Source organism: Synechococcus sp. BS55D (assembly GCF_004332415.1).
In the GTDB taxonomy this organism is placed as follows: domain Bacteria; phylum Cyanobacteriota; class Cyanobacteriia; order PCC-6307; family Cyanobiaceae; genus Synechococcus_C.
This window is the reverse complement of sequence record NZ_PHQT01000001.1, coordinates 381,141-406,768: the sequence shown is the minus strand read 5'-3', so window position 1 is coordinate 406,768 and position 25,628 is coordinate 381,141. Positions and strand designations below refer to the sequence as shown.

The 25,628-nt window shown below is 49.3% G+C and carries 24 protein-coding genes; 13 read left to right on the top strand and 11 right to left on the bottom strand.

Going from position 1 to position 25,628, the window contains the following annotated elements; all coding sequences use genetic code 11:
• The first annotated feature begins 202 nt into the window (after positions 1-202).
• Together CWE16_RS02000 and kdsA are read left to right on the top strand one after the other, a co-directional pair.
• Positions 203-883: a class I SAM-dependent methyltransferase gene (locus CWE16_RS02000; protein WP_161567559.1), complete on the top strand. Its 681-nt coding sequence runs from the start codon at positions 203-205 to the stop codon at positions 881-883.
• A 651-nt stretch (positions 884-1,534) separates the two neighbouring features.
• Positions 1,535-2,380, top strand: coding sequence for a 3-deoxy-8-phosphooctulonate synthase (gene kdsA / locus CWE16_RS01995; protein WP_131592503.1), 846 nt, complete (start codon positions 1,535-1,537; stop codon positions 2,378-2,380).
• A gap of 7 nt (positions 2,381-2,387) precedes the next feature.
• Here kdsA and CWE16_RS01990 read toward each other — a convergent pair whose 3' ends face one another.
• Positions 2,388-3,470 (bottom strand): hypothetical protein, encoded by a 1,083-nt coding sequence (locus CWE16_RS01990; protein WP_131592501.1) that lies wholly within the window; start codon positions 3,468-3,470, stop codon positions 2,388-2,390.
• 100 nt (positions 3,471-3,570) lie between these two features.
• Positions 3,571-4,560: a hypothetical protein gene (locus CWE16_RS01985; protein ID WP_131592499.1), complete on the bottom strand. Its 990-nt coding sequence runs from the start codon at positions 4,558-4,560 to the stop codon at positions 3,571-3,573.
• Between the two features lie 1,391 nt (positions 4,561-5,951).
• On the opposite strand from CWE16_RS01985, the gene CWE16_RS01980 reads away from it, so the two are divergent.
• From CWE16_RS01980 to CWE16_RS01965, 4 genes are all read left to right on the top strand, one after another.
• Positions 5,952-6,815: an N-acetylneuraminate synthase family protein gene (locus tag CWE16_RS01980; RefSeq protein WP_131592497.1), complete on the top strand. Its 864-nt coding sequence runs from the start codon at positions 5,952-5,954 to the stop codon at positions 6,813-6,815.
• A gap of 1 nt (position 6,816) precedes the next feature.
• A complete protein-coding gene (locus CWE16_RS01975) occupies positions 6,817-8,010 on the top strand; it encodes an acylneuraminate cytidylyltransferase (protein ID WP_161567558.1) in 1,194 nt (397 codons plus the stop codon).
• Entirely contained in the window at positions 8,007-8,516 is a 510-nt protein-coding gene (locus CWE16_RS12450) for a methyltransferase domain-containing protein (protein WP_131592494.1), read from the top strand. Before CWE16_RS01975 ends, CWE16_RS12450 begins: the two co-directional genes overlap by 4 nt.
• 354 nt (positions 8,517-8,870) lie before the next feature.
• On the top strand, positions 8,871-10,271 hold the full coding sequence (locus CWE16_RS01965) for an asparagine synthase-related protein (RefSeq protein ID WP_161567557.1): 1,401 nt from the start codon (positions 8,871-8,873) through the stop codon (positions 10,269-10,271).
• A gap of 660 nt (positions 10,272-10,931) precedes the next feature.
• Here CWE16_RS01965 and CWE16_RS01955 read toward each other — a convergent pair.
• Genes CWE16_RS01955 through CWE16_RS01945 form a run of 3 tightly spaced genes read right to left on the bottom strand, consistent with a single transcriptional unit; the run spans position 10,932 to position 13,994 of the window.
• Positions 10,932-12,134, bottom strand: a complete 1,203-nt coding sequence (locus CWE16_RS01955; protein ID WP_131592491.1) for a hypothetical protein — start codon at positions 12,132-12,134, stop codon at positions 10,932-10,934.
• A gap of 1 nt (position 12,135) precedes the next feature.
• Positions 12,136-13,221: a glycosyltransferase family 10 domain-containing protein gene (locus tag CWE16_RS01950; protein ID WP_131592490.1), complete on the bottom strand. Its 1,086-nt coding sequence runs from the start codon at positions 13,219-13,221 to the stop codon at positions 12,136-12,138.
• A 2-nt stretch (positions 13,222-13,223) separates the two neighbouring features.
• Positions 13,224-13,994: a glycosyltransferase family 25 protein gene (locus CWE16_RS01945; RefSeq protein WP_131592489.1), complete on the bottom strand. Its 771-nt coding sequence runs from the start codon at positions 13,992-13,994 to the stop codon at positions 13,224-13,226.
• Between the two features lie 626 nt (positions 13,995-14,620).
• Between CWE16_RS01945 and CWE16_RS01940 the strand changes: the two genes are divergently transcribed.
• Complete coding sequence (locus CWE16_RS01940) at positions 14,621-15,958, top strand: hypothetical protein (protein ID WP_131592488.1); 1,338 nt, start codon at positions 14,621-14,623, stop codon at positions 15,956-15,958.
• Here the strand turns inward: CWE16_RS01940 and CWE16_RS01935 are convergent.
• Together CWE16_RS01935 and CWE16_RS01930 are read right to left on the bottom strand one after the other, a co-directional pair.
• Positions 15,953-16,942 carry a radical SAM protein gene (locus tag CWE16_RS01935; protein WP_131592487.1) on the bottom strand — a complete coding sequence of 330 codons (990 nt, stop codon included), beginning with the start codon at positions 16,940-16,942 and terminating at the stop codon, positions 15,953-15,955. The two genes, CWE16_RS01940 and CWE16_RS01935, sit on opposite strands and share 6 nt — an antisense overlap.
• A gap of 1,179 nt (positions 16,943-18,121) precedes the next feature.
• Positions 18,122-20,437: a DNA gyrase/topoisomerase IV subunit A gene (locus CWE16_RS01930; RefSeq protein WP_236629508.1), complete on the bottom strand. Its 2,316-nt coding sequence runs from the start codon at positions 20,435-20,437 to the stop codon at positions 18,122-18,124.
• A 101-nt stretch (positions 20,438-20,538) separates the two neighbouring features.
• Between CWE16_RS01930 and CWE16_RS01925 the strand changes: the two genes are divergently transcribed.
• Positions 20,539-21,582 carry a glycosyltransferase family protein gene (locus CWE16_RS01925; RefSeq protein ID WP_236629507.1) on the top strand — a complete coding sequence of 348 codons (1,044 nt, stop codon included), beginning with the start codon at positions 20,539-20,541 and terminating at the stop codon, positions 21,580-21,582.
• Between the two features lie 39 nt (positions 21,583-21,621).
• Here CWE16_RS01925 and CWE16_RS01920 read toward each other — a convergent pair whose 3' ends face one another.
• From CWE16_RS01920 to CWE16_RS01910, 3 genes are all read right to left on the bottom strand, one after another.
• On the bottom strand, positions 21,622-22,038 hold the full coding sequence (locus CWE16_RS01920) for a hypothetical protein (protein WP_131592485.1): 417 nt from the start codon (positions 22,036-22,038) through the stop codon (positions 21,622-21,624).
• Positions 22,039-22,300: 262 nt separating this feature from the next.
• Positions 22,301-22,711, bottom strand: coding sequence for a type II toxin-antitoxin system VapC family toxin (locus tag CWE16_RS01915; protein WP_131592484.1), 411 nt, complete (start codon positions 22,709-22,711; stop codon positions 22,301-22,303).
• The gene (locus tag CWE16_RS01910; protein ID WP_131592483.1) at positions 22,711-22,965 is read right to left on the bottom strand and encodes a CopG family transcriptional regulator; all 255 of its coding nucleotides are present in this window, start codon (positions 22,963-22,965) and stop codon (positions 22,711-22,713) included. Before CWE16_RS01910 ends, CWE16_RS01915 begins: the two co-directional genes overlap by 1 nt.
• Positions 22,966-23,224: 259 nt before the next feature.
• Between CWE16_RS01910 and CWE16_RS01905 the strand changes: the two genes are divergently transcribed.
• Positions 23,225-23,425: a hypothetical protein gene (locus CWE16_RS01905; RefSeq protein ID WP_131592482.1), complete on the top strand. Its 201-nt coding sequence runs from the start codon at positions 23,225-23,227 to the stop codon at positions 23,423-23,425.
• A gap of 103 nt (positions 23,426-23,528) precedes the next feature.
• On the opposite strand, the gene CWE16_RS11990 is transcribed toward CWE16_RS01905, so the two are convergent.
• Positions 23,529-24,059 (bottom strand): hypothetical protein, encoded by a 531-nt coding sequence (locus tag CWE16_RS11990; RefSeq protein ID WP_161567556.1) that lies wholly within the window; start codon positions 24,057-24,059, stop codon positions 23,529-23,531.
• Between CWE16_RS11990 and CWE16_RS11985 the strand changes: the two genes are divergently transcribed.
• The 4 genes from CWE16_RS11985 to CWE16_RS01880 all read left to right on the top strand — a co-directional run bounded on the left by CWE16_RS11985 (position 24,052) and on the right by CWE16_RS01880 (position 25,529).
• On the top strand, positions 24,052-24,240 hold the full coding sequence (locus tag CWE16_RS11985) for a hypothetical protein (RefSeq protein ID WP_161567555.1): 189 nt from the start codon (positions 24,052-24,054) through the stop codon (positions 24,238-24,240). The genes CWE16_RS11990 and CWE16_RS11985 overlap by 8 nt on opposite strands.
• Positions 24,241-24,636: 396 nt before the next feature.
• A complete protein-coding gene (locus tag CWE16_RS01890) occupies positions 24,637-24,780 on the top strand; it encodes a hypothetical protein (RefSeq protein ID WP_201737942.1) in 144 nt (47 codons plus the stop codon).
• Positions 24,781-24,882: 102 nt separating this feature from the next.
• Entirely contained in the window at positions 24,883-25,113 is a 231-nt protein-coding gene (locus tag CWE16_RS01885) for a DUF6364 family protein (RefSeq protein WP_131592479.1), read from the top strand.
• A complete protein-coding gene (locus tag CWE16_RS01880; RefSeq protein WP_131592478.1) occupies positions 25,113-25,529 on the top strand; it encodes a PIN domain-containing protein in 417 nt (138 codons plus the stop codon). The genes CWE16_RS01885 and CWE16_RS01880 overlap by 1 nt, the downstream gene beginning before the upstream one ends.
• Positions 25,530-25,628: the final 99 nt, after the last annotated feature.

Below are 25,628 nucleotides of genomic sequence, written 5' to 3'. Positions count from 1 at the left end.
CGGCCTTAACACTGAAATTAAAATAGACGTGGTGACCAACTAGTGACCGGATCTTTGCCGGCCCTTATGAATTCCGGTGTTAACCGTATTCGTGTCTAACAATTGTTGTCTGCCTTTCTATTTAAACATATTGAAAAACCGTGCTAGAATTCAAGATGACTCTACGATAAACATGTTTAGGCAAGTCTGCAGTTACGCCTCAGTGCTAACAGTCATCGAAGGTTCTAGTTCTTACGCAGCCACTGCCGCTTCTATAATTAGGTATTCAGGGGGACCTGTCTCATCTATTCATATCCAGTTGATTTCACATCTAGTTGCAACAAATAAACAAATTCATTTCTTTGAGGTCGGCACATTCACCGGCCTGGTCCCATTAGTGCTCGCAGATATCTATCCAAGCCTTAAAATCACTACGGTCGATGTACCAATGGACGACCCACGAAACAGTTATCAGTACGCCAATTCGCCAACTGTTGTCGAGTCTATTAATAGAGGTCGCTCTATGATAAATTCTCTTTGTAATGCGAAGCTAATACTTCAGTCTTCACAGCTATTATGGAAAATAATAGATACAGTGCCACTTATAGATATTGCATGGATAGACGGTGACCACACAGGACTCGCGCCATACAACGACATTCTCTTTGCACTCATGCGCCTCAATTCTGGTGGAGTAGTGTTATGTGATGACGTCTATTTGAATCAACCAGACGATCCCACTATCTTAGCAATTAAGCAAATAGCAAAGGACATTTCACTTGATATTATTGCCATTCAAAAGCGTGAAAATGACCCACATAAGTTTATATGTTGTATTACCCGATCGCATGATATGAATTCCGATATAAAGGCGCGAGTCGAGTGCCTGAGTGCAAAAATCTGATTGCCAGTCGTAGATTACAAGACCCGCTTTTAAGTCTCTAACAGATTGCTTCTACTGCGTTTCTATGCTGTCACGCTTTGTATGCTAGCGCTTATCCTTCTGAGAGTTTTGCGTTAGCAAGTAGTCTGCATCTTGTCTTCCGGTGGACAACAGAAGAAGCCAACAGTGGCCATCGTTCAATTCTCGTTCCTTTTATTGTTACTATCCACGTCACGACCGACTGACGAAGAAAGATACACTTCTGATACTCACAAATAGACCCTATAGGCCAATATTGCTCTATTAACAGTTGGCCCCATTATCGACGGTCTATCTGTAGTGCTGATCTTGGTTTTTTACGCCCCGCGTATAGGCTCGATTTCTAAGTGAGTAGTGACCTCACTTATTAGTTCGTCACCGCTTCCTTCTTCATGTAGCAAGCTCCTTTCGAGCGATTTAAAATGTGCATTAATGGATCTTGCACTGTCCTTATTAAGTCTAAACTCATGCCATTGTCAGCTAACCCAGCTACCATTCGAGTTAAACTATACAGTTACAGAATATCCCCGAAGCCTAATCAGCTTCCTCAACTCAGACTGTCTATGATAGTGCTTTTATGCTAGATTTGCTGTCTGGTTGAACTTTAAGCCAGCCTGGACCTGCGTCTGCTTCATGGCTAATATTGACTCTGACGCCAAGGCCTCAATGAAATTTAGAGTTATCGCTGGGCCTTGTGTAATTGAAAACCGTGATATGGTTTTCTGTATTGCCGAGGAACTTACCGCATTGTGCCTTAGAATGGGAATTGAGCTTATCTTTAAGGCAAGTTACGATAAGGCTAATCGCAGTTCCGGGCAATCTTTTCGCGGACCTGGTCCCCAAGAAGGTCTAGCAATCTTGGCGGAGGTTCGCGATCGTTTTAACATCCCTGTACTTACAGACATCCACGAAAGTAACCAAGCTGTAGCTGCTGCCCAGGCAGTGGATGTTCTTCAAATACCTGCTTTTCTCTGTCGTCAGACTGATCTACTGATAGCCGCGGCAAGGGCTGTAGAGGGTACATGTAAGTCTGTAAACGTTAAAAAGGGACAATTTCTTGCTCCTTGGGATATGGCAAATATTGTCACGAAGATGTCCGAGAACGGTCTTAAGCCGAGTTCCGAAAGGCTTTGGCTTACTGAGCGTGGAACCTCTTTTGGCTACAACACTCTCATCGTAGATTATCGCAGTTTGCCACAATTACAATCATTAGGATGTCCAGTGATTTTTGATGCTACACATTCAGTCCAACAACCCGGTGGCATGGGATCGACCTCTGGTGGTCAAAGACAGTTCGTGGCCCACCTCGCAAGAGCAGCTGTCGCTGTAGGTGTTGATGGTATTTTTATGGAAGTTCACCCCGATCCTGACAATGCACTCAGCGATGGGCCAAATATGCTGCCCATCCACAAGCTAGAAGGGTTGCTACGTCAGTTAATGGATATTAGAAGCGCCCTCAATCATTGTACGGCGTCATAACCGCTCACTAAAGATACCTACTGATACAACTACGACCCAACTTCGGCCGCAATATCTCTACCGATACTTTCAAATAAGTCAGTCTTGTATCTGCTATGTTTATGCAAATGTAGTTACCAGTTGCATAGGAAGATCTCTCAGATTTGACCTTGTTCCGTGATGACACTCTGACGAATGACCTGTCCTCAATATTCTCACCAACTTGATTGTAAATACTTGCTTTGGCAATAGTATAAACAGCCTTCATGTCTATGATCACGACGTAAGACGTCATTAGCTTTATTACAGAAACATCCCAACTGGTGCTTTGCTTTAGAATATCTCCAGTCCTGCAATCTATGCAAACCTCTCTCTCTTGCGACAACACCTCTGATTCTGAGATAATTGTTATTGCATCTTCAAGTCTCTTCCCAGATGTACCAAGTGACGAGCATGGAGTATCGGTCTTATTCCATATAGAAAGTAGCTTTTCCTTTATGCATCTTTCCACTTTTGGATATCCCCTAAGATGAATTCCGTCCTCGGACAGGTACTCTTTATTTGTTAATAGTTCAGAATCTATAGTGTCGGCAGTAATATCCACGCATGTGCAACCTGAGATATTCATGCAATTCAGTCTTACATAGTAATTAAATGCGAGGATACATAAATTCCTCAATTGCTCATCATCATAACTGGGATAAGCTTTAGATGTCGAGTAGCCCGATCCAAATGGCAGGATAATTACTATTCTGCTGCTGAGGTCGAGTGATCTGACAAAGTCTGTGTAGAACTTTGCGCACTTAAAACATTGCTGCATCAATGAATGGTCCCTGGTCTCTATAGACCTCCTTACAAGGTGAATTCTGGTATCTATCTCACCAAAGACGAATCCAACAGTCTTGTATCTTGACCGATGCATATCGAGATATTGACGAATATTACGACCAGCATTAGTGGAAGAACTCTTTCTACTTAGGCTGCCTGCTGTTGCAGGTCCCATGTAAATAGAAGTAATATTCTTAAGATCTTCAAATGCTCTAACATGTGAATCTCCAAAGAACAGTGCTGGATAAACTGCTTTAGAATCGCAGGTAATCTCGCAAGACATCAGCAATCTAAGACGGTTGCTATCATACACATTAACCAAATCAAACTAACTTGATCGCGAACGAAGACACTAGCAGTTGTCAAAAGAACTTTTCATAGGGTTAATCTGGATCATTCCCTGCCTGTTTAAGATCTTGGAAGTACGGTAAGGCAGACTTCCGCCGGAGCAATGGAATACTGTTGATCTCTGGATAGCATAGTCCACTTGTGCTCATCCAATATCCGGATCGTCTTTCCAGGTGGTCCTTACCGAATGGACAAGCCATAATATTACTAGTAAGTTTAGCTGACTTGTTATTTTCGCCTAGCTTCTTTGCTATCAATACTGTCGTTCTGTTCAGTGGGTTGTGACAAAGCTCAAGGGGGACACTAAACTCACCGATTATTCTAAGCGACTTCTCTTCTTCTAAGCATGTCTTAAGGCGTTGGATGTAACCATGATGATCCATCCGTTTTCTTTGTTCCGGACTTGCTGTCTCATATATTGGTTCAGCTATTACTAGCAGATTGCTCGTTACTCTCGTAAGCTCCTTGACTATTCTTTCTTCGAACCCTCTGTTAGGTTCGATGGAGTGCATCGTAAGCGATATGTCAATACTTGAATCTACCAAAGGAATTTCTTTCAGATCACCAAGAAAATAGTTGGGCATCATGCATAGCGATTCAATCCTGGAAAAGCATTGTGCAACATCAAGTCTTGAAAGTGAAATGTCCATCCCAAATGGCGTCACACGCATACCAATCTTGATAGCCTGGTTTAGAAAAGCCGTAAAATACGTTGACTCGCCGGTCCCAAAATCGCAGATCTTAACTGGCTCAATTCCCGACTTTAGGTTCTCCAATTCATCTACTTCTTGCAGTAAATCAAGGATATAATTCCCAAACTTCATAGGCTTATCGCCGTCTCTGTAGAAATTCCGTGTGTACGTGCCTGCCTGTAAGTCATAGCTAAGTGCAATAATCTCGTCCAGATCTAATCGGTACTCGCTTACCAATCCACTATCTTCCCTTAGATATTTACTGATGTTGTGTCCTTGTCTATAGAGCTCAAAAGCTTTCTTGTAGATATTTGTGCTTGGCTCTTCAAGCATGGGGCCTGGTATCAAAACAACTCATTATACCTGGTTGCGTAGTCGTGCAAGAGAGATCAGTATCGAGCTCTCTTCGTTAGCATCCTATTTCGAGTAGATCCCGTGCTCAACCAGACCGCTTTTCAATAGGGCTATCTATTTAATGCATGGAATACAAGTCATCACTCTGAGCTCTGCTTCGCAAGGTGCTGTTACGAGTTTCATTGATTGACAGCTGCTCGATACTAAAGCAAGCAGCTTCATACGCACATAATAGTAGTCCAATACAGCTGTAAAAGCCATAACCCTGCCTCTCAAGAGCACTCCTATTTCTTTTCCACAAAGTCCTACACGTAGCGAGATAGAAGGAATCAATACTGTATAGAGTCATGACCAGTGATCTGCGAGATTCGGAATCCTCAGGCAAGGCACTTATGTCAGTGTAAAGTCTCGTAGAGAGCTCTCTGTTTAGACTACGGAGCTCGATTAATCCCAGTTGGCCTCTATAAGAATTTAATTCGCATCCCCATCTATCATCCTTTACATAGCATTTCAAGCAACTTCTCCGTCCGGAATCGTCTGATTCGCTACACAGCCAAAGCTATCGCCTACACCTCATTGTCAGTCTTATTATTTCTCTCGTCTTGAATCAACTTTCTATTGACTGCTCCACGAAGAAACAGAGTCTGAGCACTTTTGCCAAGATGCAACTCCTTGGGGAGTACTTGTCTCCGAATCCATTCACCTTGCCCTGCTAGGAGTCAGCACTGTCTATACCCCATAGTGACAGATACTCAAATACTGCTGAATTCCCATTCACAGGTGGCCTGGGCTTGCCGGTCTTCACACGTTTCTTGCCTAGACCACCCAGGCTTATCCGACAACCTTTCCCGACATAGGCCTTTGATTTACCCCGTGCCTTGCTGTATTTCAGCGTGCCCCCCTATTAAGCACCCTAAACAACGTACTAGCACAGCAATCCCATTTATCTATTACAGTCGCTCGATACACATCTAATACGCAAGTCATCGACTTACTCCTAGTAGTATGCGTTTCTAAATTGTTCGTACACTAATGTCTGCGGTCTACAGGTGTAACCGTTTGTCCTGACGTCTTGTTGGCTGTCGTAATGCATATACGCTGTCACTAATCTCCTATGCCTCTATTCATGTCTTCTATTAATACTATACGAATCTGTTGTGCGACTTCTACATCTATATTCCCCTTTCTTGCCATCCTTGGTTATGTCCTGGCCACCATCGATTCACGAATCTTCTGCGATGCTCTTATTTCCTGCAAACCTAACTACTCCTTCCACCAAGTCCTTGAGTTCAGACGTTGTTCAGGCCCAAGTCCCTGAATCAGCTCGGTCGCTTCATGATGCTAGAATCGAGAATACATCTCTAACTTTCATGACAGGAAGCCCTACGCTAGTCGCAGAAATAGGATGCAACCACAAGGGTTCCGCCCAAATAGCCATGGAAATGGTTAAAGAGGCAGCAATGTGTGGCGCTGACATCGTGAAGTTCCAGCGCCGCCACCCATCCCTATGTCTCAGACCTGAAATCTATAGTGGACCGCACCCTAACCCTGTTAATTCATATGGTGCAACCTACGGTGAACACAGAGAGTTCCTTGAACTTGACTTGCCTGTTCACTATCAGCTATATGAATATTGTTTGCAACATAATGTTGCCTATAGCTGTACTCCCTTCGACCTCATTAGTGCTGAAGAAATCGTCAAACTTAATCCCCAGCACCTTAAAATCTCTTCTTTTCACAATAATCATACATCGCTTATTGAGTATATCTGCACCTCCTTCCCTGGAACAATACATATATCACTCGGGATGACCACTAATTCTGAAGAGATGGCCCTAATCGAGATCCTTAGAGCGCATGACCGACTTAAGCATACCGTGCTGTACTGGTGTACTTCCGCCTATCCGGCAAGACCTGCTGACTTGAGTCTGCTGGAAATTAGATCTCTAATTGAAAAATATGGCCATGAGCTCCAGGCTGTCGGATATAGCGGTCACCATGAAGGTATCGCGATGGACCTAATTGCTTTCACATTAGGGGCAACTTACTTTGAACGACACTTTACTCTCAACCATAACTGGAAGGGCACAGACCACAAAGCATCATTAATGCCCGAAGGTCTCACAAAGTTGACACGTGACCTTAGGTCTGCACGTCAAGCTCTAGCTTTCAAGAGCTGTGAGATTATTGATGCTGAGCTCCATAATCGCAAGTTTCACAAGTTCTCAGGGTAAAATGTATCCAGCACTCATCCCCGCTCGAGGTGGTTCAAAGGGAATTCCTAAAAAGAATATTGCTAAAGTTGGGCCATTGCCATTAATTGCTAGAAATATAATAGCACTCCAATCCTCTAATAAAGTATCAACCATCTATGTTAGCACGGATGACAGAGAAATCGCATCTGTTGCATCAAAGTATGGAGCCACGATTATCGAAAGGCCTAGTCGTCTAAGTCAGGATTGTACAAGCACAGACGAGGTGATACGCCACTTTCTTAATCATCTTCAAGACTCACACAGTTCTCCTCAGTGGTTTTACCTTAGTCAAATTACCTACCCTTTTCTTTCCTTGCATCAGATTGATGCACTCTATAATGCTAAAACAGAATATCCCAGCCATGATTCTTATTTTGCAGCAACTAGCTTTCATTCATTTATTTGGCAGAGTACAAACAATGACCCTTCCAGGTATGAGGTAGTCAACTCCAGCCAGCACTTCTCCAATCGCTTTAGAAGGCAAGATTCACCAGAGCAACTCATTGAACTAGGCTCTGTTTATCTCATCAGTCGTCCTGGGTTCTTAGGCTCAGGTAGCCGGTTTGCCACTAATCCTAAACCTGTACTTATTCCTAACGCACCATTAATTGAGATTGATAATCCCCAAGACCTTGATCATGCCAAGATGTTGGAACCTATTTATACTAGCCCTTGTGCGACTGCGCCTGCCCTTAAAGACATAAATCTCATCATTACCGATTTCGATGGTGTTCTCACCGATAACTACGTATTTTCAGACTCTTCTGGAAATGAGACCATTCGTACCTCTAAGTCTGACAGTCTTGCGATAAAGGATCTTATCCACGAGCTTGGCATACAAGTTCTCATAGTCTCATCAGAGCAGAATGCTTCCCATGTCCACAGAGCTTCAAAGCTTGGATTAGAACTGTATCAACCCAAGGGTGATAAGGGTAAATTCGTTTCTGACATACTGGCTAAACTGAGTGACACTATGCAAGACCCAGTCAAGCTACTCTATATCGGAAATGACACCAACGACCTTCCTGTGATCCCCTTTGCCCACGTCTTTGTCTGTCCCTCAGATGCTCATCCCGAAGTGCTAAAGAAAGCCGACGTTATTCTTACTTCCAAAGGTGGCACCACGGTTATGAGAGAATTACTGTGTCTACTCAACATATCCCGCAAAAAATGACTGTCTCTGTCGACTTAGGTTCTGGCTCATCACCAAAGAATCCCTTTAACGCTTCTGTCGTCTATGGCGTTGATAAGGCTAGATTCCCAAATCTTATATATGCTGATCTTGCTCTTGAGCCTATTCCACTACCTGATTCCTCTTGTGACTATATAACTGCGTTCGACTTTATTGAGCATATTCCTAGAACCTTATACCGTGTCGACCGTATCGTTAATCCATTCATCTCACTGATGAATGAGATCTATAGATGTCTTAGGCCTGGTGGTCTCTTTTACCATAAATCACCCGCCTACCCTAAGGAAGAAGTCTTCATGGATCCTACACATGTTAATGTTATAACTGAACGGACCATGATCTATTTCGCGAAGGTCTTAGACGCAAACCAGGTTGATGTCTATTCTTTCCTTCGACCCATTGCTTCCTCCTACGGCATAACAACATCTTTCACACTGGTTAGCAGTAAGTGGGATGGATTCCATCTTGAACAAGTCTTGAGAAAGTAGATGTGCGGCTTCTTTTTGTTTATCCAACATGATTCTTGTGACAACCCCATATCAGACTCTTGCGTAGAGGCTCTACAAGAGCTTGGCCGAAACTATATAGACCCCCGCGGTCCTACGTACAGTACTTATAGAGCTGGGCTTAACTACTTTGCGTATCAGAGCGTATTGGCCATTCAGTCTAATCCTTTACTAGCTGATTCCAGCCAATCGTACTTGCACTCATCGGCTCCATTCCTTTATAATGGTGAAATATATAGCACTAAAAATGTTGATTCGTTCCAGTCAGATACGGATTTCTTAGCGTATCATCTTCGGAGAGGTTCACTTGATCCTTACCTAAGAACGACAGACGGGATGTATGTTCTAGCCTCTTTGTCCATCGTTGATGACTTCCTCGATCACGTCACTATTTACCGTGATCTAATGGGCGAAAAGCACCTCTGGTACTATTCTGATCAGAAAGTATTTCTCTGCAGTACAACCCCAGGTCTAATAGTATCCTACCTTAACCGAACCTCCGACATTTCATTAAACTATGACTATATATATGACTACTTTGAATACCGCCACGCAATTGACCCATTCAAGCACTTTATTAAGGGTGTCAATCAGTTGCCTCCCGGTTCAAGACTATTCTATCGTTGTAGCTCTAATCACGTTAGCATCACCGCTCATCAATCTATTGAAGAGCTAATCGACCCAGTTCTCTTGACCGAAAGGAATACAGCAAAGATCACTGGCATCGTCTCCAAACGACTCAACAGTGCTCTAGAAGCAATGGAAGGTGTTAATAGATCCCATATTGACTCCGCTGCGATTCTTTCAGGTGGCGTCGACTCTTCATTAGTCTCTGCTTACCTAGGAAAGATTCGTCCACTGGGACGAACGTATACACTTTGCTTTGAAGGCAAAGAGACAGTATCATTCCTCTCAAAAGATATGGCAGCAAGCATTAATCTGCCAAATACGCAAATAAACGTATCAGTAGAAGAATACTATCATTCTCTCATCACTTGTATGCGGCATCTCGGATCGCCAATTAATACTCATTCTATGCCATCCTCCCTTCTTCTCTCACAACACGTTAGGCGTGAAGGTCACCAGATCATTTATGGTGGCGAGGGTGCAGACGAGCTTTTTATGGGTTATTCCACATACTCTGATTCAACAACTAGACTATCCGACTATTCTGGTGATATCCACAGTATCCCTTTGCGAACTACAAGAACAAAATCCACACCTCTTCTGTCCTCCTATATTCGTGACAGATATAGTCATTTCTTCAAGACCTTTTCAGAACTTGGCCTCGATGATCTGTCTGCAGTTGCAAAGAGCAAATCGTTAGTTGACACGGAGATTCAACTACCCTCTGTTGGCTTGTTATCCTCTGACACAGTGACATCCATCTCAGGTATTGAAGGTAGAACGCCTTTCACGAGACGTGAGGTTTCTTCTATTGGTCTTTCTTTGCATCCTGACATGTTAATTAGACCGACCAACAGCCAAAAATGCTCACTTAAATATCCCCTTTCAGAACTCTTTAACCAGGTGTTCACTGAGATCTTTAACTATCCTAAGGAAGGCTACGCAGGTTACCCTAACGAATGTCAAATCTACCTTGGCCCTCCTAAAGACTGGCAGATACTCTCGCTCCTTGAAATCTGTCCAGAAACTGTTTCAACCCTTAGTCGTGCCCAGATGTGGAAACTAATTAATCTTGAGATCTTCTTAAGCCAAGTACTAGCCACTATCTGAAAACTGTTGCCAAACCTCTTCCAATATAGCGATACGTATATGCTCGAATCTCTTCTGAATCCATATCCTGTGGGACTCTCGCTCTTATAACTGTGCACTTTCCACTAGCGAGCCTATATGTATCCATTTCTAATGAGCAATCGTTGCCAACCAGTTCAACTCTAATCATTGCTATCTCGGCATTAATCCTATTATCTCTCACTAACGACGATAATTTCTGTGCGACGACTTCCTCCTCGGCAATAAAACCATAATGTGGTTTGTTGACATAATCGCTTACAACAAAGACCTTGCGAACTTCTTCCCGCCAAATAACTTTGTTAAGACGTGTAAAACATCGCCATATATATTCTCTCGTCTCCCTCGTACCTTCAGGTCGATGTGGAAAGTACAAATACGGGAAGCCATACAGATTCTCCACACGTCTTAATTCAGCTGTAGATGACGATGTCTCGTATGGATTGCATACCTGCTCTAAAGCCACTGATGGTCTTAACGCAAATCCATGAATAAACTCCACCAGCGGCAGTTCTATAAACTGCTGGAGATGATAATAACCTGACCGACACCAATCGAAACCATAAGTGCAATGTCTTAAACCTGCAGCCTTAAGTATCTCAGCGGAGATACATGTAGGCCCTATAGATATGTATTCAATCTTCATCTAAAGGCACCTTCCAGCATTCCAGAAATATTTAGCTTAGATCCCATAAAGGTAATCATCCGCCTTTCAGACACCTCTTGGAACTTTCCATGAAGCTTATCCTGCCCTGACATATAACGTACGATTCTCTTGCAGATGTTGAGTATGACTAAGGGATCAATGACGAAAGGCTCATCCCACGCATCATGAGTTGACAAATACGCACTCGACACACTCTTAATAGCCTCACCCTCTACCAGCACTAGAGAACTAGAAAATGGTATAAAATCTCGTAGATGCCCTGTCCATGACTGCACGTCCTCACCGAAGCTACTCACTGTTGGCATTATAACGATCGAATCTGTAAATATAAGTGGATTGTATGCGCCTGATCCAGGCGCCACACAATATACCAGAGGCAATCTGTCATTCAGCAGTTCACAAAAGAGTTTCTTGATATCAAAATCTGAAGTGTTATATTCATTTGCACGTAGCGAAACTGATTCATTTACTGCCGTGACGGAGTCCCTGACATTTATCCACCTCTCTGGACGGTTGTGAATGTCGCGTCGAGATAAGAATACAATGCAAGAGAACTGTTCTGGACACCTTATAAAATCCAGAGGATCACCTAGAAGCTCCCTTGTAGGTACAGGCTTAATCTGGTGATAAAACCTACATACGCCACTATACACAGAGTAGTGAGGCTGACGTCCCGTTAAACTTAATCTTGGAAGCTCGTGATACTGAGACTCCGCAATCCTATAGTATCTCAATATGTACTTTCCCCACGCATCAACCGGATATAGCAGCAGTGAACAGCTCTTCATTATAGAAGACTCCCCCTGAGACAGTAACCTAATATCTCTAATTACCTCCGTGATAAAGTGCCCGTATGCAAAACTCTGATTGCCTCGTGACTGCAAAGGCAACCAAATGCATCTATCGGATAAGCTCTGTGAAGTTAACAGTATCTGATCATCTACTTCTATCTCTTCCCTATCTACAATCTTTATACCAGGAAAACTCCCGATGTACTTGTAGTCTCTTTCCTCTATAATGAATCTATTTGCAGCGATAATAAATAGCCTTTCGTCACCGTGTCTCCACGTTGCACGAACTATTGTCGTACGCATTTGTTGTGTGATCTCTAGAAAACCGCTGCCTATCCACTCCTGATTGTCTCTTAACTCTCTTAAGCTCGAAACTTTGAACTTCATCTTATATCCACTGAATCCTTTCTCTCAGGCCAACTATTAGCCCATCTATAAACCGGTCTGCCACTTCTGAGCTAATTAGCGGAGCTCTGGTTGGTGGAACCGTCGCCTCCATTAACGTTCTCGTCTTCAAAACCAATCTCTCAATACTAAGTTCATATTGTTGCATATTGATAAAACCTGTTGCTTCATTTGTAATCAGGTGTGTTTCGTGTGCATTCGAATTGTATATTCCCAAGCAACCCGCAAGGTAGGCATGTACGGGCTTTTCTGTGACATAACCATATGTTATCGAGTTTTCAAAACAGATATTTACTCTATACCTTCTTAGTAACCCGATCTTATCGACGACTGGCCTTGATTGTGATCCAAAACAATCAACCTCAATCCCGTGTGCTCTTAGTTCATGAATAACACTCATTCGCAGCGGTTCCGCATTGTTTCCTATATAAACGGCTTTCTTGTACCGTCCTGCCCAATTACTTAGACTCTCAGCTCTCATTTCACTCGTTACTAGCTCTTGTGCATAGACCTCTCTGTCTTGATAAGGTCTCCCTCTCTTAAACCAATCTACTTCTAGACTCCACACTGGCATATAGACATTCCTGCCTCCATACGGATATGGATCATTTGTCAGCGAAACATCAAAGTCGCTAAACGAAGGCCTTACGTTCTCCGCCAGAAACAGTATCCTTAAAGATTTCTCTGTCTTTGACATATCCCATGATCCTTGGTAGCAGGAATACACGGATATATCCGCCTCATCAGCTCTCCTTGTCGAACTTATATTGTACCAAGGTAAGGCTCTCTTTATTAAATCTAGAATCTGGTTATCTTTGTCATCGAAGTCAGGCCACATCCCTTCAAAGTACACTAACCGATCCGTTCTACCATTCACCTTATTCTCTAGTACTCGCTTAAGTTGTTTGTATCTTCGCTGCCAATAGTAAGTTCTTAGTTGCGACTGACAAGTCTGAATGCCCTTTAAGAAATCTCCCCTGATAACAAGACCTTCAAACTCTAGTGCTGTATCAGTCAGGCCAACCTGTGAGTCTGCATGAAACCATTGACGTCCAAAGTTCATTGCCATCACTAACGTTCATTTGTCGATGTGTAAAAACCCGCCTCGCTGCCGTGCACAAATGGAGGACTATGACACCATGCTACTCTTGGCTTGATGATTGAGAATAGATATGTTAATTGGAAGTCAATCGGAAATATGATTGGAACTGTAGTCAGAAGCAGTTGCGCCGCTAACCTCTTATTCATAATATAGCCACATGTTGTTCTTGTTGAACGCGTCTCCACCTCAAACAGATTCGGAACTCCAGGGTCTTGCCTAAATATCTTTGACCCATTGACAGAAAGCCCAGCACCGCCAGCAATATCGATATAATCATACTGACTATAGGCTTCCGATGTAATAATAGTGCTCAGCGCCTCTACTGTTTCTTCAGTAAAGACTATATCATCTTCCACTATAATCGCATAATCTTCGCCTGAACGCAGAAGCTCTGCCCACGCATACCTGTGCTTAATGTTAAGAGACAAGTTCGTTAAGCTTATCACTCCTGGTGTCATCCTTTCCATATTTAGATCACTACCTCTTCCTTCACGGTAAGGCCATCTCTCAATAACCTCTCCACGTGCTAATCTTATGTTGCACGATAGAACACTATAAATCTTGCGGATAGCTTCTATGTTTCTGGACCTTTCATACTTATAGTACCTGTCTTGAGCAAACTCACCCTTGTCCCCCTTTTCAATGAAGGTATAGTCGTAGCTTTCCGGCTTATTTTCCCGAAGATAAGCTTTCCGTGAGTAATTCTTTTTGTAGTGAAGAACATATAGTCTAAGAGTCACCCTTGATCGCCAGTGAAACCTTCACAAAGTCTAGCATGTCTTGCTTCTTTGCTCGCATTAGTCATGCTCTCTTTATACATCCAACTTCAGCTCTTGTATTCATCTTGGTACCTAGCGCTTCCAATTCTCATTTTCCTACCACTCTCTTTTCCAGCTTCTCGCACCCTCTCACTTACACTTACATCCACTATTATCTTACGTGTCTTCTCGCTTCCTATTTCGCTTCCACCTTCTTATCGGGATTCAACCAAGTTCTCGTTAACTACTGCTTTCCACCACCTAGCCTTGATTCCATCTTGCCTACTAGACCTTTTATCACTTCCCGCAGTTTCATACCTCATATGTAGTATGTTGGTTCAATCAAGCGTTCCTTCGTTGACATGTTTAAGCAGTTCACCCACCTCTATACCTCACAGTCTCACCTAATCCCTCTTGACCATTCTTACTGGAAGACCCTGCTTACAACTGAGAGTCCCCCAATCATAGACGACTTCGGAAGGTATATTGATAAAGCTCTCCTCAACGCTACGGTCCACGAGCTTGAACTATTGTGGCCCACTACTGGTTCAACTCTAGACAGGTACATCGCTGTCTGTTTCAAGCTCTCCATACAAAAACAAGTCATTTTGGCCACACTTCTTCGTGGCTTGAAATCCACTGGAATCACATGGACCCCGATCCGAGGCCCTGAGATTGATAGATGTATTAATCTCTTTGTCGACAGTTATAACAGCCTTACCGAGCAGGCATGTCTTTTTACCTCTGAGAATGACTATCTGGAATCGCTTAGTCTCGAAGCGCGGCACCTTGACATGGCATGTCAAGATGTAGCCACCTCAATTAGTAATAAGCGTCTACCTTCTTCTGTCATGGTCGTATCCTCGGTCACTGAGTTACATCAATATTCAGAACTCGCTAATGATGCCAAAATTGTCTACATTGATAAATTGCCTCCTTGGGGCAACCTTCAAAACCTCTCAGATCCACTAGTGATTTCCAGTGCCAAGACAATGTCTTGCTGCCTTAAGCATGAAGGCAGCAGAGACCTTCATCTTGGCACATATAGGCTTCTTCAGGATATTATTTCGTCTCAAGACTACAACCCTATCGCCACACTTCGATCCAAGCTTGAAACCCTCAGGTTGCAGTGGACGCAGATTATTCAAGACACAACCTTAGCCTTGTCCGCTGAGCTTGCAAACAAGCTAGGAAGCTATGAATGCAACCTATTCGTTGCACCTGACCACCCCTATACATCGCTTTCCTGCACTATTATTCCTTATCTCATGGAGGCGAGAGAAGTACATACAATTCCACATATGTTTACTAACTTCTCTGAAACATGGCTCGCTCATGGAACCCTTCATACGTTAGTTCCACCACCTACACAAGCTTCCACTGCTACAGCTAATGGAACCATAGCATTCGCAGGTATGCAGCGTTTATTTAACACGTTCAAGCCTAACCTTGATATCAGTCGCACCAGTAGGAAGATTATCTTTGGCTCTGTTTGTCCAGAGCCGCGTGGCAAATTTGGATGGACACCTTTCTATTACCTTAAAACTATTATTGCATTGTTAGAATGCCTTTCCCTTCGCGACCCTCATGCTACTTTCTATATTAAGAATAAGCATTCCGAACCTATAGAGCCACGACTGACCACTCTTGCAAGACTTTTTGCGAAGGACCTGACCACTTCCGATCGGACACTCTTGGCGCGCGTAGATGACTCTTCACTTTCCGGTAGTATAGAAGACTGTGTTACATCGCTGGACGACTGCTACTTTCTACAAGATGGATCTTCCGTAGATAAATGCCGGATGATTGGGGCATCAGTCACTCTTGTGACTGATGCCGACTTTAGAACACATAACCTTCTTGGTGCTGGCGAGAAACTAGGCCAACGCAGACACTCTTTACATGGTGCAGTCGAGCTTCTACCTTTAGCGACAAGCGTCTTATGACTCAATAAATCTGACTGGCTTCTCCCTGCTAGCGGTGTGAGAAAGACCTTGTACGCGAGTTGGTGAGTTCGACCATACAAGCGCTTCTTTTGTTTCGTATAGCTGATCGCATCCTTCGCAGTATGCTACCCCCGCGTATTCATTCTTTCTGTGTGCTTCGAGTAGCTCTTGGTACAGTGTTGAATCCAGAACTTCCTGTATCGTGTTCATTTCCAGATTACCCAGTTCTGCCTCACTGTCCCTGCCTAAAACAAAGCAGCACGGAACCACCGCTGCCCTAAATCCCTTCGATCCTCCCGCTCTAACTGTTAAGTACTCTGCCTGAGGTCGACCACACGAGCGGCGAACACCATATGACCGATCAATCGTGGTACTACTGGGATTTCGACCTGCCCAATTGTGCGAGTGCCATATTTCAATTTCCACGTCAAGTGAAGCTGACAATTCCTTGTACCTCTGAACTTGCTCACTTATGCTCAGTTCGCTTGGAATTATCAGGTGATATAGCGACACTCGGCATTCAGACTTTAAACCCTTGCTTATAACTATGAAGCGTTCGATATTTGCTAGGGTCTGCTCTATATCAAAACTAGTACCCATATTGACTCTATAAGTATCAGCATCAAAGCCCAGTATTGAGAACCTGATGGAATTAAGACCTGCTCTAACGCAATCCTCGGCTATGCTTTCGTCAAGCATAGACCCATTAGTGATTATATGAGTATCAATGCCTAAAGCTGTTGCGCGTTCAATGTACTCTCCTACGTTTCGCTGCAGAAATGGCTCACCAGAACCTTGCAGGCTGATCGAGGTGCATCCGTGACTCTTGAGATCATTCAGAATCTTTTGATATAGATCAAGTGGCAGGCTCTTTTTAAAGTCAATCTCTCTTCCAGCAGACTGCGGGCATGACGGGCAGGAATAGTTACAAGCACCATTAATCTCAATAGAGGCTTCCTTTATGTGCTTTAACGTCTTCGCCATAGCGTCCTTAAATAGGAAATAGTAGCTTCTTGCCTAATCTAACATATTCTGCATATCCGTGTTGAATCCCTGAGCAAGCGACGGTCTTACTCTTCTTTCCTCTATCGCATCTAGCTTAATCACTCTGATCCATGCAGACCCCTTATCTCTTATATGCATTGATATTCTCTTGTTGCGAGATAATCTATCTCTAGCTCTATCATCTCTTTCAGTACCATTCGTTTCCCGTCGAGTTATCTTTAAATAAACTACTCCCCAGCTTTCCAATGCTCTCCCCCTCTCAACTCCTTGTAGCCTTTCTTTAACGATCCTGTGTCAAGAACCTTTGGTCTCGACTCTGAGACCTAGCGAATTCAGCACTATCTCCGTACCATAAACTCCCTACCTCCAAATCATAAGTATGTTTGTGACGATACCTCGCGGGTTTGTAAGAGTCATCCAGTCTTTCTATCTCTATGCGTGAATTAGGTCTGGTTTTCTTTCGTACACCCTTGTATCGCTCAACGAACCCTTGCCGTCACTGTCCTCGTACCTTATCGATTTCGATCTCTTCGGGACCCTTTATCTAATCACGAGTCTATTGTTAATCCCTGAACCTAGCTGAGTGTGCGTTACCCTCTTTCTTTTCTGTCCTAGAGTGCCATACTGTCCCATAATCCACTACTATTTGCCATGCCGGCCAAGCCGTGACCATGTCATCTCTTTGTAGTACCTTTTCGTTAACGTTCTGCTCCAAATAGATAAACTCCTTGGTTCTTCGCTCCTTGTAAGTCCCACACCATTTTCCCTTTTTTCTTTCCTCTCTCTTTCCCTGGCATCCTGGCTACTCTCTGCTCTGTATGTTTTTCTTCTCTACCTCCATTGGAGCCTGTTGCTGGCCATTATTTAACACTTCTGTGCTTTGTAAGTGTACATCATTTGTAGCCCTAGTAATTCTTGACTAGCGTTATCACCCTTCAACAAAACGTCATCCCTCTTCTTTTGACTATCATAATCTTAGCTATTTCAGCTTTAGAACGGAGCTGCTGACTTTTGGCGTCATCCCCCCTCTCTTGACTGGATCGCTCAATCGATCCTCGCACTTCTCTTATGTCTCTTTGCTTCTACCTGATAACTGCACGGTTCTGATCCCTTTTGACTGTACTAATGCATTGGAATGTCCCCTCCCCTCCTTCGCCGTCACGTAATCAGCGGCACCAATCTCACAACGCCTTCGCTTTTATCGATATTTATGTCTCGATCAATCTCTTCGATTTCTTCTCCTCGTGGGTTGGACTGTTTCACCCTCAAACTGCGTCCATCGCTAATCTCTATTGACATGATGGCGTATTTGTCTGCCTCCAGGCCAATCATTTGGTCATTCTTTCCCCGAGTGCTTAACCCGATCTGCCCACAGTGCCCGCGTTTGCACCGTCGGATGTTCTCTGCCGCCAATCTTTTGATAATGCCTGAGTAGTTTGCGAGCCACAAGTAGTCTTTCGGACTTACGGCGGCAACACCTACTACCTGTTCTCCAGGCAGCAAGCGCAACAGAACAGGTCCCTGAGCATTGCGGCCCATTAAGGGCAAGCAACCTTCTTCCACCTGCATACGAAGTAGCCGACCCAAGCTGCTGCCCACCACGACGTCTTCTCCTTCCTGGCAAAGCACCACGTGCTTGAGGCTTACCCCTTCCTTGAGCTTGAGCACCGAGGTCGCCCGCCCTGAGAGGTCTTGAAACTCACCCAGTGGCAGACGCTTGAACCGACCATCACTGCTGAGCAGGCCAACGCTCTTCCCTTTTGCTTCTTTTGGTACAGGGAGCAGCTCCACCACACGCTCTCCGCTCATGCCCTCGGGCAGGAACTTTTCCAGGGTCCCCGGGTTCTGCCCGGCAAACTCCCAACGCAGCAGCGCAACGCGACCGGCGTCCGTGAAGGCCAAAAGAGCAGGACGGCTGCTGATCGGCAGGATCAGACGGGCAGGTGAGGGGTTGTCGCCCAGGGGCGCTGGCTCATCGAGGTGAAGCCGCCCAAGCAGTTGGGGCCCCACCACCTTCACTTGTCCATCTGCCTGGATCACCAAGCGACCGTCGCTTGGGAGGCCCTCGAAAGCTCGCTTCCGCAACAGCTCTGTGTTGGGGCGCTGGGCTATGGATCGCTCGGCCATTAGTTCATCGCCGCCTTCCACGAGCCGGGTGCGCCTTGGCGTGGCAAATCGCTTCCTCAGCGCCTTGAACTCGGCCACCATCGCGTCGAGCAGGGCAGGCCGTTCATCCAGCAGGTGCCTTAGGCGGGCCCGCTCCTGGCGCAGATCATCGGCTTCCTTGCGCGGGCTTTCTTGCTCCAGACCCGTGAGCCGTCTGAGCGGCATTGCCAACACTGCATCGGCTTGGCGCTCGTTTAGGTCGAGGTGCACCTGCAGGCTCGCCTTGGCGCTGGAGGCATCAGGGGCGGCGGTGATCATCGCGATCACCTGTTGCAGGCTGTTCAGGGCCGTGATCAGACCTTCCACCACCTCCAGGCGATCTTCCGCTCGCTTCAGGGCATGCCGGGTGCGCCGGATCAGGGTGAGCTCGCGGTAATCGAGGAATTCCTGCAGCAGCTGGCGCAGTCCCAGCTGGATCGGTTTGCCGTTGACCAGGGCCAGGAGGATCGCCCCGTAGTTGCTCTGAAGGGCCGTGCGCCGTTGCAGATCGGCGAGCACCTTCTCGGGGTTGGCATCGCGGCGCAGTTCCACCACCACGCGCATGCCTTCGCGATCCGATTCATCGCGAATGTCGGCAATGCCGTTGATCTTGCCCTCGTTGACCTGTTCGGCCAGCTTCTCGATCCAGCCCGCTTTGCTCAGTTGATAGGGCAGCTCGGTGATCACCACGGCGCCGCGCTTGTGGCGCCCCTTGCCGGGCTGCACTTCTTCGATGTGAGCCACGCCCCGCATCGGGATGCTGCCGCGCCCGTAGAGGTAGGTGTCGCGCACGCCACTGCCGATCAGCACCTCACCTCCGGTGGGGAAGTCGGGGCCGGGCACCAGCTCCAGCAGTTTCTCGTCGCTGAGATCCGGTTTGCGCACCAGGGCGATCAGGGCATCGACCACCTCGCCCAGGTTGTGGGGCGGGATGTTGGTGGCCATGCCCACGGCGATGCCGGTGCAGCCGTTGAGGATCAGGAACGGCAGCTGCGCCGGCAGCACCGTGGGCTCTTGCTGGGAGCCATCGAAGTTGGGTGCGAAATCAACGGTGTCGTCGCCGATTTCATCGAGCATCGCCTCGTTGGCGATCGGTGCCAGTCGCGTTTCGGTGTAACGCATGGCGGCTGGCGGGTCGTCGTCCACCGAGCCGAAGTTGCCGTGGCCATCCAGCAGCGGGTTGCGGCTGGCGAAGGTCTGCACCAGGCGCACCAAGGCGTCGTACACCGCCTGGTCGCCGTGGGGGTGGTACTTGCCGAGCACATCGCCCACTACGCGGGCGCACTTGCGGTAAGGCCGGTCTGGGGTGAGCCCCAGCTCGTGCAGCACGCAGGGCGGTAGAGCATTTATGGCCTTGCTTGCAGAGCAGGTGTTTCTTGAGCAACAGAGGTCACAGTCATGAGGGTTCCAGAGGAGCATCATTTCTGCTGTTGAGCATTCGGAAGGGTTGGCGGCCCGGACTGTTTGTTCGGGCGCTATTGGCTGGTGGTGACAAGAGGCCCAGTCCATCCCGCTCGCACCGTTGCAATGCGGCAAGGCCTCCTGCCAGCTCATGCAGCAAAATCCAGGTTGTAGCGGCGGCACTTGGCCCCATGCAAGCTTCCGTCGTGCTGGTTCACAGCGGCCCCTTGCAGCCGTTGTGGCAACAGCCCGGGCTCACGCAGGTGGGCTCGGCCATTCATGCCGCCTTGCAGCACGGCGAGCTGAGCGTTGCGCGCATCCTGGGGGCCGTTGGCGGCATCGATCCCGGGCGGCCCGGGGTGTTGCTGCACTACAGCGACCCGTTTCTGCTGCGCGCCAAGCCCCTGTGGGGCCTGCGGCAGTGGCAGGGGCCGCGGCTGCTGGCCTGCGGTGACCTTCACCACGGCACTGACCCCATCGAGACGCTGTCGGCCTACCTCGAGGCCGAGCCCCACGACGCGGTGCTGCTCACCTTTAACCCGGCGCTGGTGGCCCAGGTGCGCCAGCGGCTGCGGGTGCCGGTGCGATCGCTGCCACCGAGCTTCTTTCGCTATCCGGCGGCGGTGCCGGCGGCCCAGCCCCGGCGCGAGCTGCTGCATGTGGGCAGCCTGGGGCCGCACCACCCGCGGCGGCGGGAGCTGGTAACGGCCCTGCAGGCCCGCGGCCGGGTGCCGCTGCGGCATGCCACCACCAGCAGCCCCGAGGAGGCTGCGGCGCTTTATGCGCAGCATGCGCTGGTGCTCAACGTGCCGCTCAACCACGACCTCAACCACCGCTTCTTTGAGGTGATGGCGGCCGGTGTTCCCCAGGTGGTGTTTGGCGATCCGGGGCTGGTGGGCGAACACCGCCACCTGGCCGAGCGGCCAGATGTGTTCTGGGCCAGCAGCCTCGAGCAGCTCGAAGAGCTGGTGCTGCAGCTCCTGGCCGAGCCCGAGCGCCTGCAGGCCATCCCCGTGGCGCCGCCGCCGTACTGGGAGCTCAAGGACCTGCTCAAGGCGGCGTTGGCGCCGTAGGGGGGTGGCGCGGGCCGCTGGTCGTTCCTTTGGAATGCCTTACGCAAAAGGCCCGAAATTGGGGTGCTCAGACACCAGAAGTGGTGTGGCGCCGTCGACCGCCGCGAGGGCGAGGCGAACAGGTGTACTATCAATAGTTGAACCGATGTTGCCGGCGCCGTGACCGATGGTGATGTTGAAAGTGGTGTTGTCGACCCCAGTGCCGGCCAGGACCCTGAGGTTGCGCCAGAATCCAAGCAGCGCAGCTGCAGGTTCCTTGGCCTCGACAGTCAGGGTTGGCTCCAGCTCATCGGCGGCCTTGTTGTTGGCCTGATTGCTCTCTACAGCTCCTATGACCATTTCAACGTCTTTGGCCGAGTCATCTCCCTCAACCGGCAACGAGGCGTCTGCTTCATCATTGCCTCGCTGGCGGTTGTTTTTGTCGTAGCCGAAGGCTTCTGCGCAGCAGTTGCTCAACTGGCGTCGCGATCCCGGCTACGAGCAGCGAATGAAGCTGCTGAGGCGCGAAACCGAGCAGATCAGGATCGAGACCGAGCAGCTGAGGCTCGAGAACGGGAAGCTGAGGCAGCTGAACGCCAAAGGCAGGGAATTGCTCTCCTCCGCGGCGCAGCTTTGCTCACTGCCCGAGTCCAGCTCGAGCCCTCCGAGCTCAACCGGTCCCGACTGAACGCAGCCAGAGTCCTGAGGACTCGTATCGAGCCCTGCCGGCGGAGCAGCTCTACGGGCAGATCAGGGGAATCAGCCTGCGGCCGTGGCGGCGGTACACGGTGAAGTCGCTGTCGAGGGTCAACAGCTGACAGGGGTCGATCAGTTCGCTGAGCCTGATCAACGATGCGTCTGCCAGGGATGCAGGCACGTTGTTGTAGCGCCTGAACAGCTGTTGCACCGTGCTGATGTGCTCCTGCAACGAAAACGGCAGCTGCACCACACCACGTTCGATAAACACCAGAGGCAGCGCAGGATCAAAGCCAGAGCGGGCCAGCAAAAAACAGGCTTCTGCCACCACGGCTTCACAGGTGATGAAAGGGCCCGGATGACTCGCGAATTGCTGTTTGGCCCAGGCGTGATGGGTGTCGTTGGCACTGAGCAGAGCCACCCAAGGCCCTGTATCGAGCAGAACAGTGGGCATCAGCGCTCCCCGAAACCAGCCAGATGCTCAGGATTGGAGGCCAGGTCAGCTGGTGCGCCGGTGCAGATGCCCGCCAGATCGGCAACCTGATCCAGCGCCGACAGGCGCTGATTGGGCGCAGGGCAGGGCTGGTGCGCGAGATAGGCCCACAGGGCACGACGGACGAGCTCTGATTTGCTCAGCTCCTCCTGGCACGCGCGGCCTTGGAGCTGGGCCTCAAGCTCAGGGGTGAGCTTCACGGTGAGAAGGGCCATGAGCAGCGCCGTTGCCTGCACGAATCATACGCACCGCCATGGGGTATTACCTCCTGGGTTACGGCATCTCAATGAGCTGTGGGATTGAGGTTGTGACGTTGCGGGGTTCGAGTGGCGCGTAACCCCTTCCGGCCGAGCGCTTGCCTCCATCTTCAATGCTCCTTTGCGGCAGCGCCCCGCACCGGTTCATGCAGGCTCCCATGGCGCTCATGTTGGCGAGGGGCAATCTGTTTCCAGCGAAGCGCCTTAGTCTTGTGAGATGACCACTGTTCAAGCCATCGAGGCCGCAGTCGAGCAGCTGGCCCCTGAGCAGCGGGCCCAGTTCCGTGCTTGGTTCGAGGCCTTCGATGCCAGTGACTGGGACCGCCAGATGGAGTGCGACGTGGAATCTGGTCGTCTGGACTGGCTGGCCGAAGAGGCTCTTGGAGATCTAGCTGCTGGGTGCTGCACTGATCGGTGAAGCATCGCGCCAGTCCCCGTTTCTGGGCCTGCTATCAAGAGCTGCCAGCGGATGTTCAGGCTCTGGCGGATCGGGCTTATGAGCAGCTCAAGGCTGACCCGCGTCATCCCTCACTCCATCGCAAACGCATCGGGCGGTTCTGGTCCGTTCGCGCCGGCCTCCGGCACCGTGCGCTGGCCGTCGAGGCGTCACCAGACGTATTGCTGTGGGTGTGGATCGGCACCCACGCCCAATACGACCAGCTGCTGAAGCGATCCTGATCGCAAGCCGTCTGCCGGCCATTTCCGTAGCGCCGCGGCCCGCCGACCGCAGGGCGAACACGTGTACCAAGAGTGATTGATTCCGGGCGGTCGGCGCTGTGAGCGACGGTGATGCCGAAACGGTGCATGTCGCCCCTGGTGTCGACCAGGACGCTGAGGTTGCGCCAGAATCCAAACAGAAGTGCAGTCCCAGGTTCCTTGGTTTTGATCCCCAGGGCGGCGTCCAGCTGATCGGCGGCCTTGTGATCGGCCTCATTGCTCTCTACAGCTCCTATGACCACATCAACCTCTTCGGCAAAGTTCTCTCCCTCAACCAGCAACGAGGCGTCTGCTTCATCATTGCCTCGCTGGCGGTTGTGGTTATCGATGCTCAACTGGCGTCGCGATCCCGGCTACGAACAGAGAATGAAGTTGTTGAGAGCCGAGAACGCGGAGCTCGACAAGAAGCTGCGCGATTTCGACGCGCTCGAGTTGAGGCTGAAGCACGGCAAGCCCAGCTCGCCTACCTCGCCCGGCCATCCGCTGCCAACCGAGAGCAGCTCGAGCAAGTCCTGAGCAAACTCAGCAGTTCAGAAGTGCGGGCCCTGCTCGAAGACCAGGCGCTCGAGAGGGCTGTGGGTTTGAGACCGTGACGTCTCGGGGTTCGGGTCGCGCACAACCCCTTGCGTGCCGTGCGCTTGGGATGGTCGTCGGCCCGGGCCACTTGTTCGGGCTGCAGCGCCTGGTGGCGCCGAAAGGCCCAGCCCCGCCTATCCACGACACTCCCTTGCGGCCGGGTGGCGCTGCGGCATGCCACCACCACCAGTTGCGAGAATCTGTGGCGCTCTACGCGCAGCATGCGTAGGTGCTCAACGTGCCGCTCAGCCACCGCCCTGGCCACCGCTTCTTTGAGGTGATGGCGGCGGGGGTGCCCCATGAATCTGATCGCTCCAGCGAGCCCTGTAGAGATCCGTGAGCGCCAGGCGCACAATGGGCTTCCCCCGTAAGGACGGCGACCGCAACGATTGCTACGCCGTGTTCTCGCGCTTGGTGCAGCGCGGTGAGCTGCAGGAAGACTGGGAGAGCCTGCAACGGGAGCTAGGCAGCCGCAACTGAACCCAACGGCTGCGCGGTCGCTCCCCTCTGGCCACGCACCGGCTCGTTTGCGCCGTGATCGTGCAGGGTGCGTGGAGCACGGAATCCGTGTAGGTTTGGTTCATGGCGAATCTCACCCTCGCGATTGACGATCAGCTGCTGCAGCGAGCCCGTGAACGGGCCCTGCGCGAAAAAACATCCGTTAATGCCCTGATCCGCAGTTACCTCAGTCAGTACGTCGACAGCCGAAGCCGGCGACTAGTCGCCCTCAATGCTTTTGAAGCCATTGCGTCTGAGACCAACAGCGCCAGCCAGGCGCCTTGGTCGCGGGCCTCGCTGCACGAACGCCGCTGATGCGCGTGTTCATCGACACCAATCTCTGGGCCTACCGGCTCGACCAACGCGAACCCAGCAAGCGTCTCCAGGTTCAGCAGTGGCTTTCAGAAACCGTTGCCGAACACGATGTGGTGATCAGCACTCAGGTGCTGATTGAACTGCGCTCCGTGGTTTGCCGCAAACTGCAACCATCCCTTCCTCCGGCGCAGGTCAGTGCCTTGCTAGACGCTCTCAGCGGCTTTGAGGTGATCAGTACTGACCTGCATCTCGTGCTCGACGCTGATCAACTGGCCAACCAGGAGCAACTCAGCTGGTTTGATGCCCTGATCGCTGAAGCGGCTATTCGCAGCGGCTGTGACGTGCTCTTCAGCGAAGACTTCGGCCATGGCCGCCACATCCATGGGCTGCAGGTGATCAATCCGCTGCAGCGCTGAGCCCCTCACGGGCGGCCTGATCAAGCTCACAGCGCAGCACTTCCGCGGCATCGGGCTCCACATTGAGGACAGTGGGCGTATGGGGTGCATGGCTCCGGG

Coding starts and splice junctions, on each gene's coding strand:
- CWE16_RS01955 (WP_131592491.1), bottom strand. CDS start 12,134: ATGAAGTTCAAAGTTTCGAGCTTAAGAGAGTTAAGAGACAATCAGGAG.
- CWE16_RS01885 (WP_131592479.1), top strand. CDS start 24,883: ATGGCGAATCTCACCCTCGCGATTGACGATCAGCTGCTGCAGCGAGCC.
- CWE16_RS01980 (WP_131592497.1), top strand. CDS start 5,952: ATGACAGGAAGCCCTACGCTAGTCGCAGAAATAGGATGCAACCACAAG.
- CWE16_RS12450 (WP_131592494.1), top strand. CDS start 8,007: ATGACTGTCTCTGTCGACTTAGGTTCTGGCTCATCACCAAAGAATCCC.
- CWE16_RS01905 (WP_131592482.1), top strand. CDS start 23,225: ATGACCACTGTTCAAGCCATCGAGGCCGCAGTCGAGCAGCTGGCCCCT.
- CWE16_RS01985 (WP_131592499.1), bottom strand. CDS start 4,560: ATGCTTGAAGAGCCAAGCACAAATATCTACAAGAAAGCTTTTGAGCTC.
- CWE16_RS01975 (WP_161567558.1), top strand. CDS start 6,817: ATGTATCCAGCACTCATCCCCGCTCGAGGTGGTTCAAAGGGAATTCCT.
- CWE16_RS01910 (WP_131592483.1), bottom strand. CDS start 22,965: ATGGCCCTTCTCACCGTGAAGCTCACCCCTGAGCTTGAGGCCCAGCTC.
- CWE16_RS01935 (WP_131592487.1), bottom strand. CDS start 16,942: ATGGCGAAGACGTTAAAGCACATAAAGGAAGCCTCTATTGAGATTAAT.
- CWE16_RS01965 (WP_161567557.1), top strand. CDS start 8,871: ATGTATGTTCTAGCCTCTTTGTCCATCGTTGATGACTTCCTCGATCAC.
- CWE16_RS01915 (WP_131592484.1), bottom strand. CDS start 22,711: ATGCCCACTGTTCTGCTCGATACAGGGCCTTGGGTGGCTCTGCTCAGT.
- CWE16_RS11985 (WP_161567555.1), top strand. CDS start 24,052: ATGCTCAACTGGCGTCGCGATCCCGGCTACGAACAGAGAATGAAGTTG.
- CWE16_RS01990 (WP_131592501.1), bottom strand. CDS start 3,470: ATGTCTTGCGAGATTACCTGCGATTCTAAAGCAGTTTATCCAGCACTG.
- CWE16_RS01880 (WP_131592478.1), top strand. CDS start 25,113: ATGCGCGTGTTCATCGACACCAATCTCTGGGCCTACCGGCTCGACCAA.
- kdsA (WP_131592503.1), top strand. CDS start 1,535: ATGGCTAATATTGACTCTGACGCCAAGGCCTCAATGAAATTTAGAGTT.
- CWE16_RS01950 (WP_131592490.1), bottom strand. CDS start 13,221: ATGGCAATGAACTTTGGACGTCAATGGTTTCATGCAGACTCACAGGTT.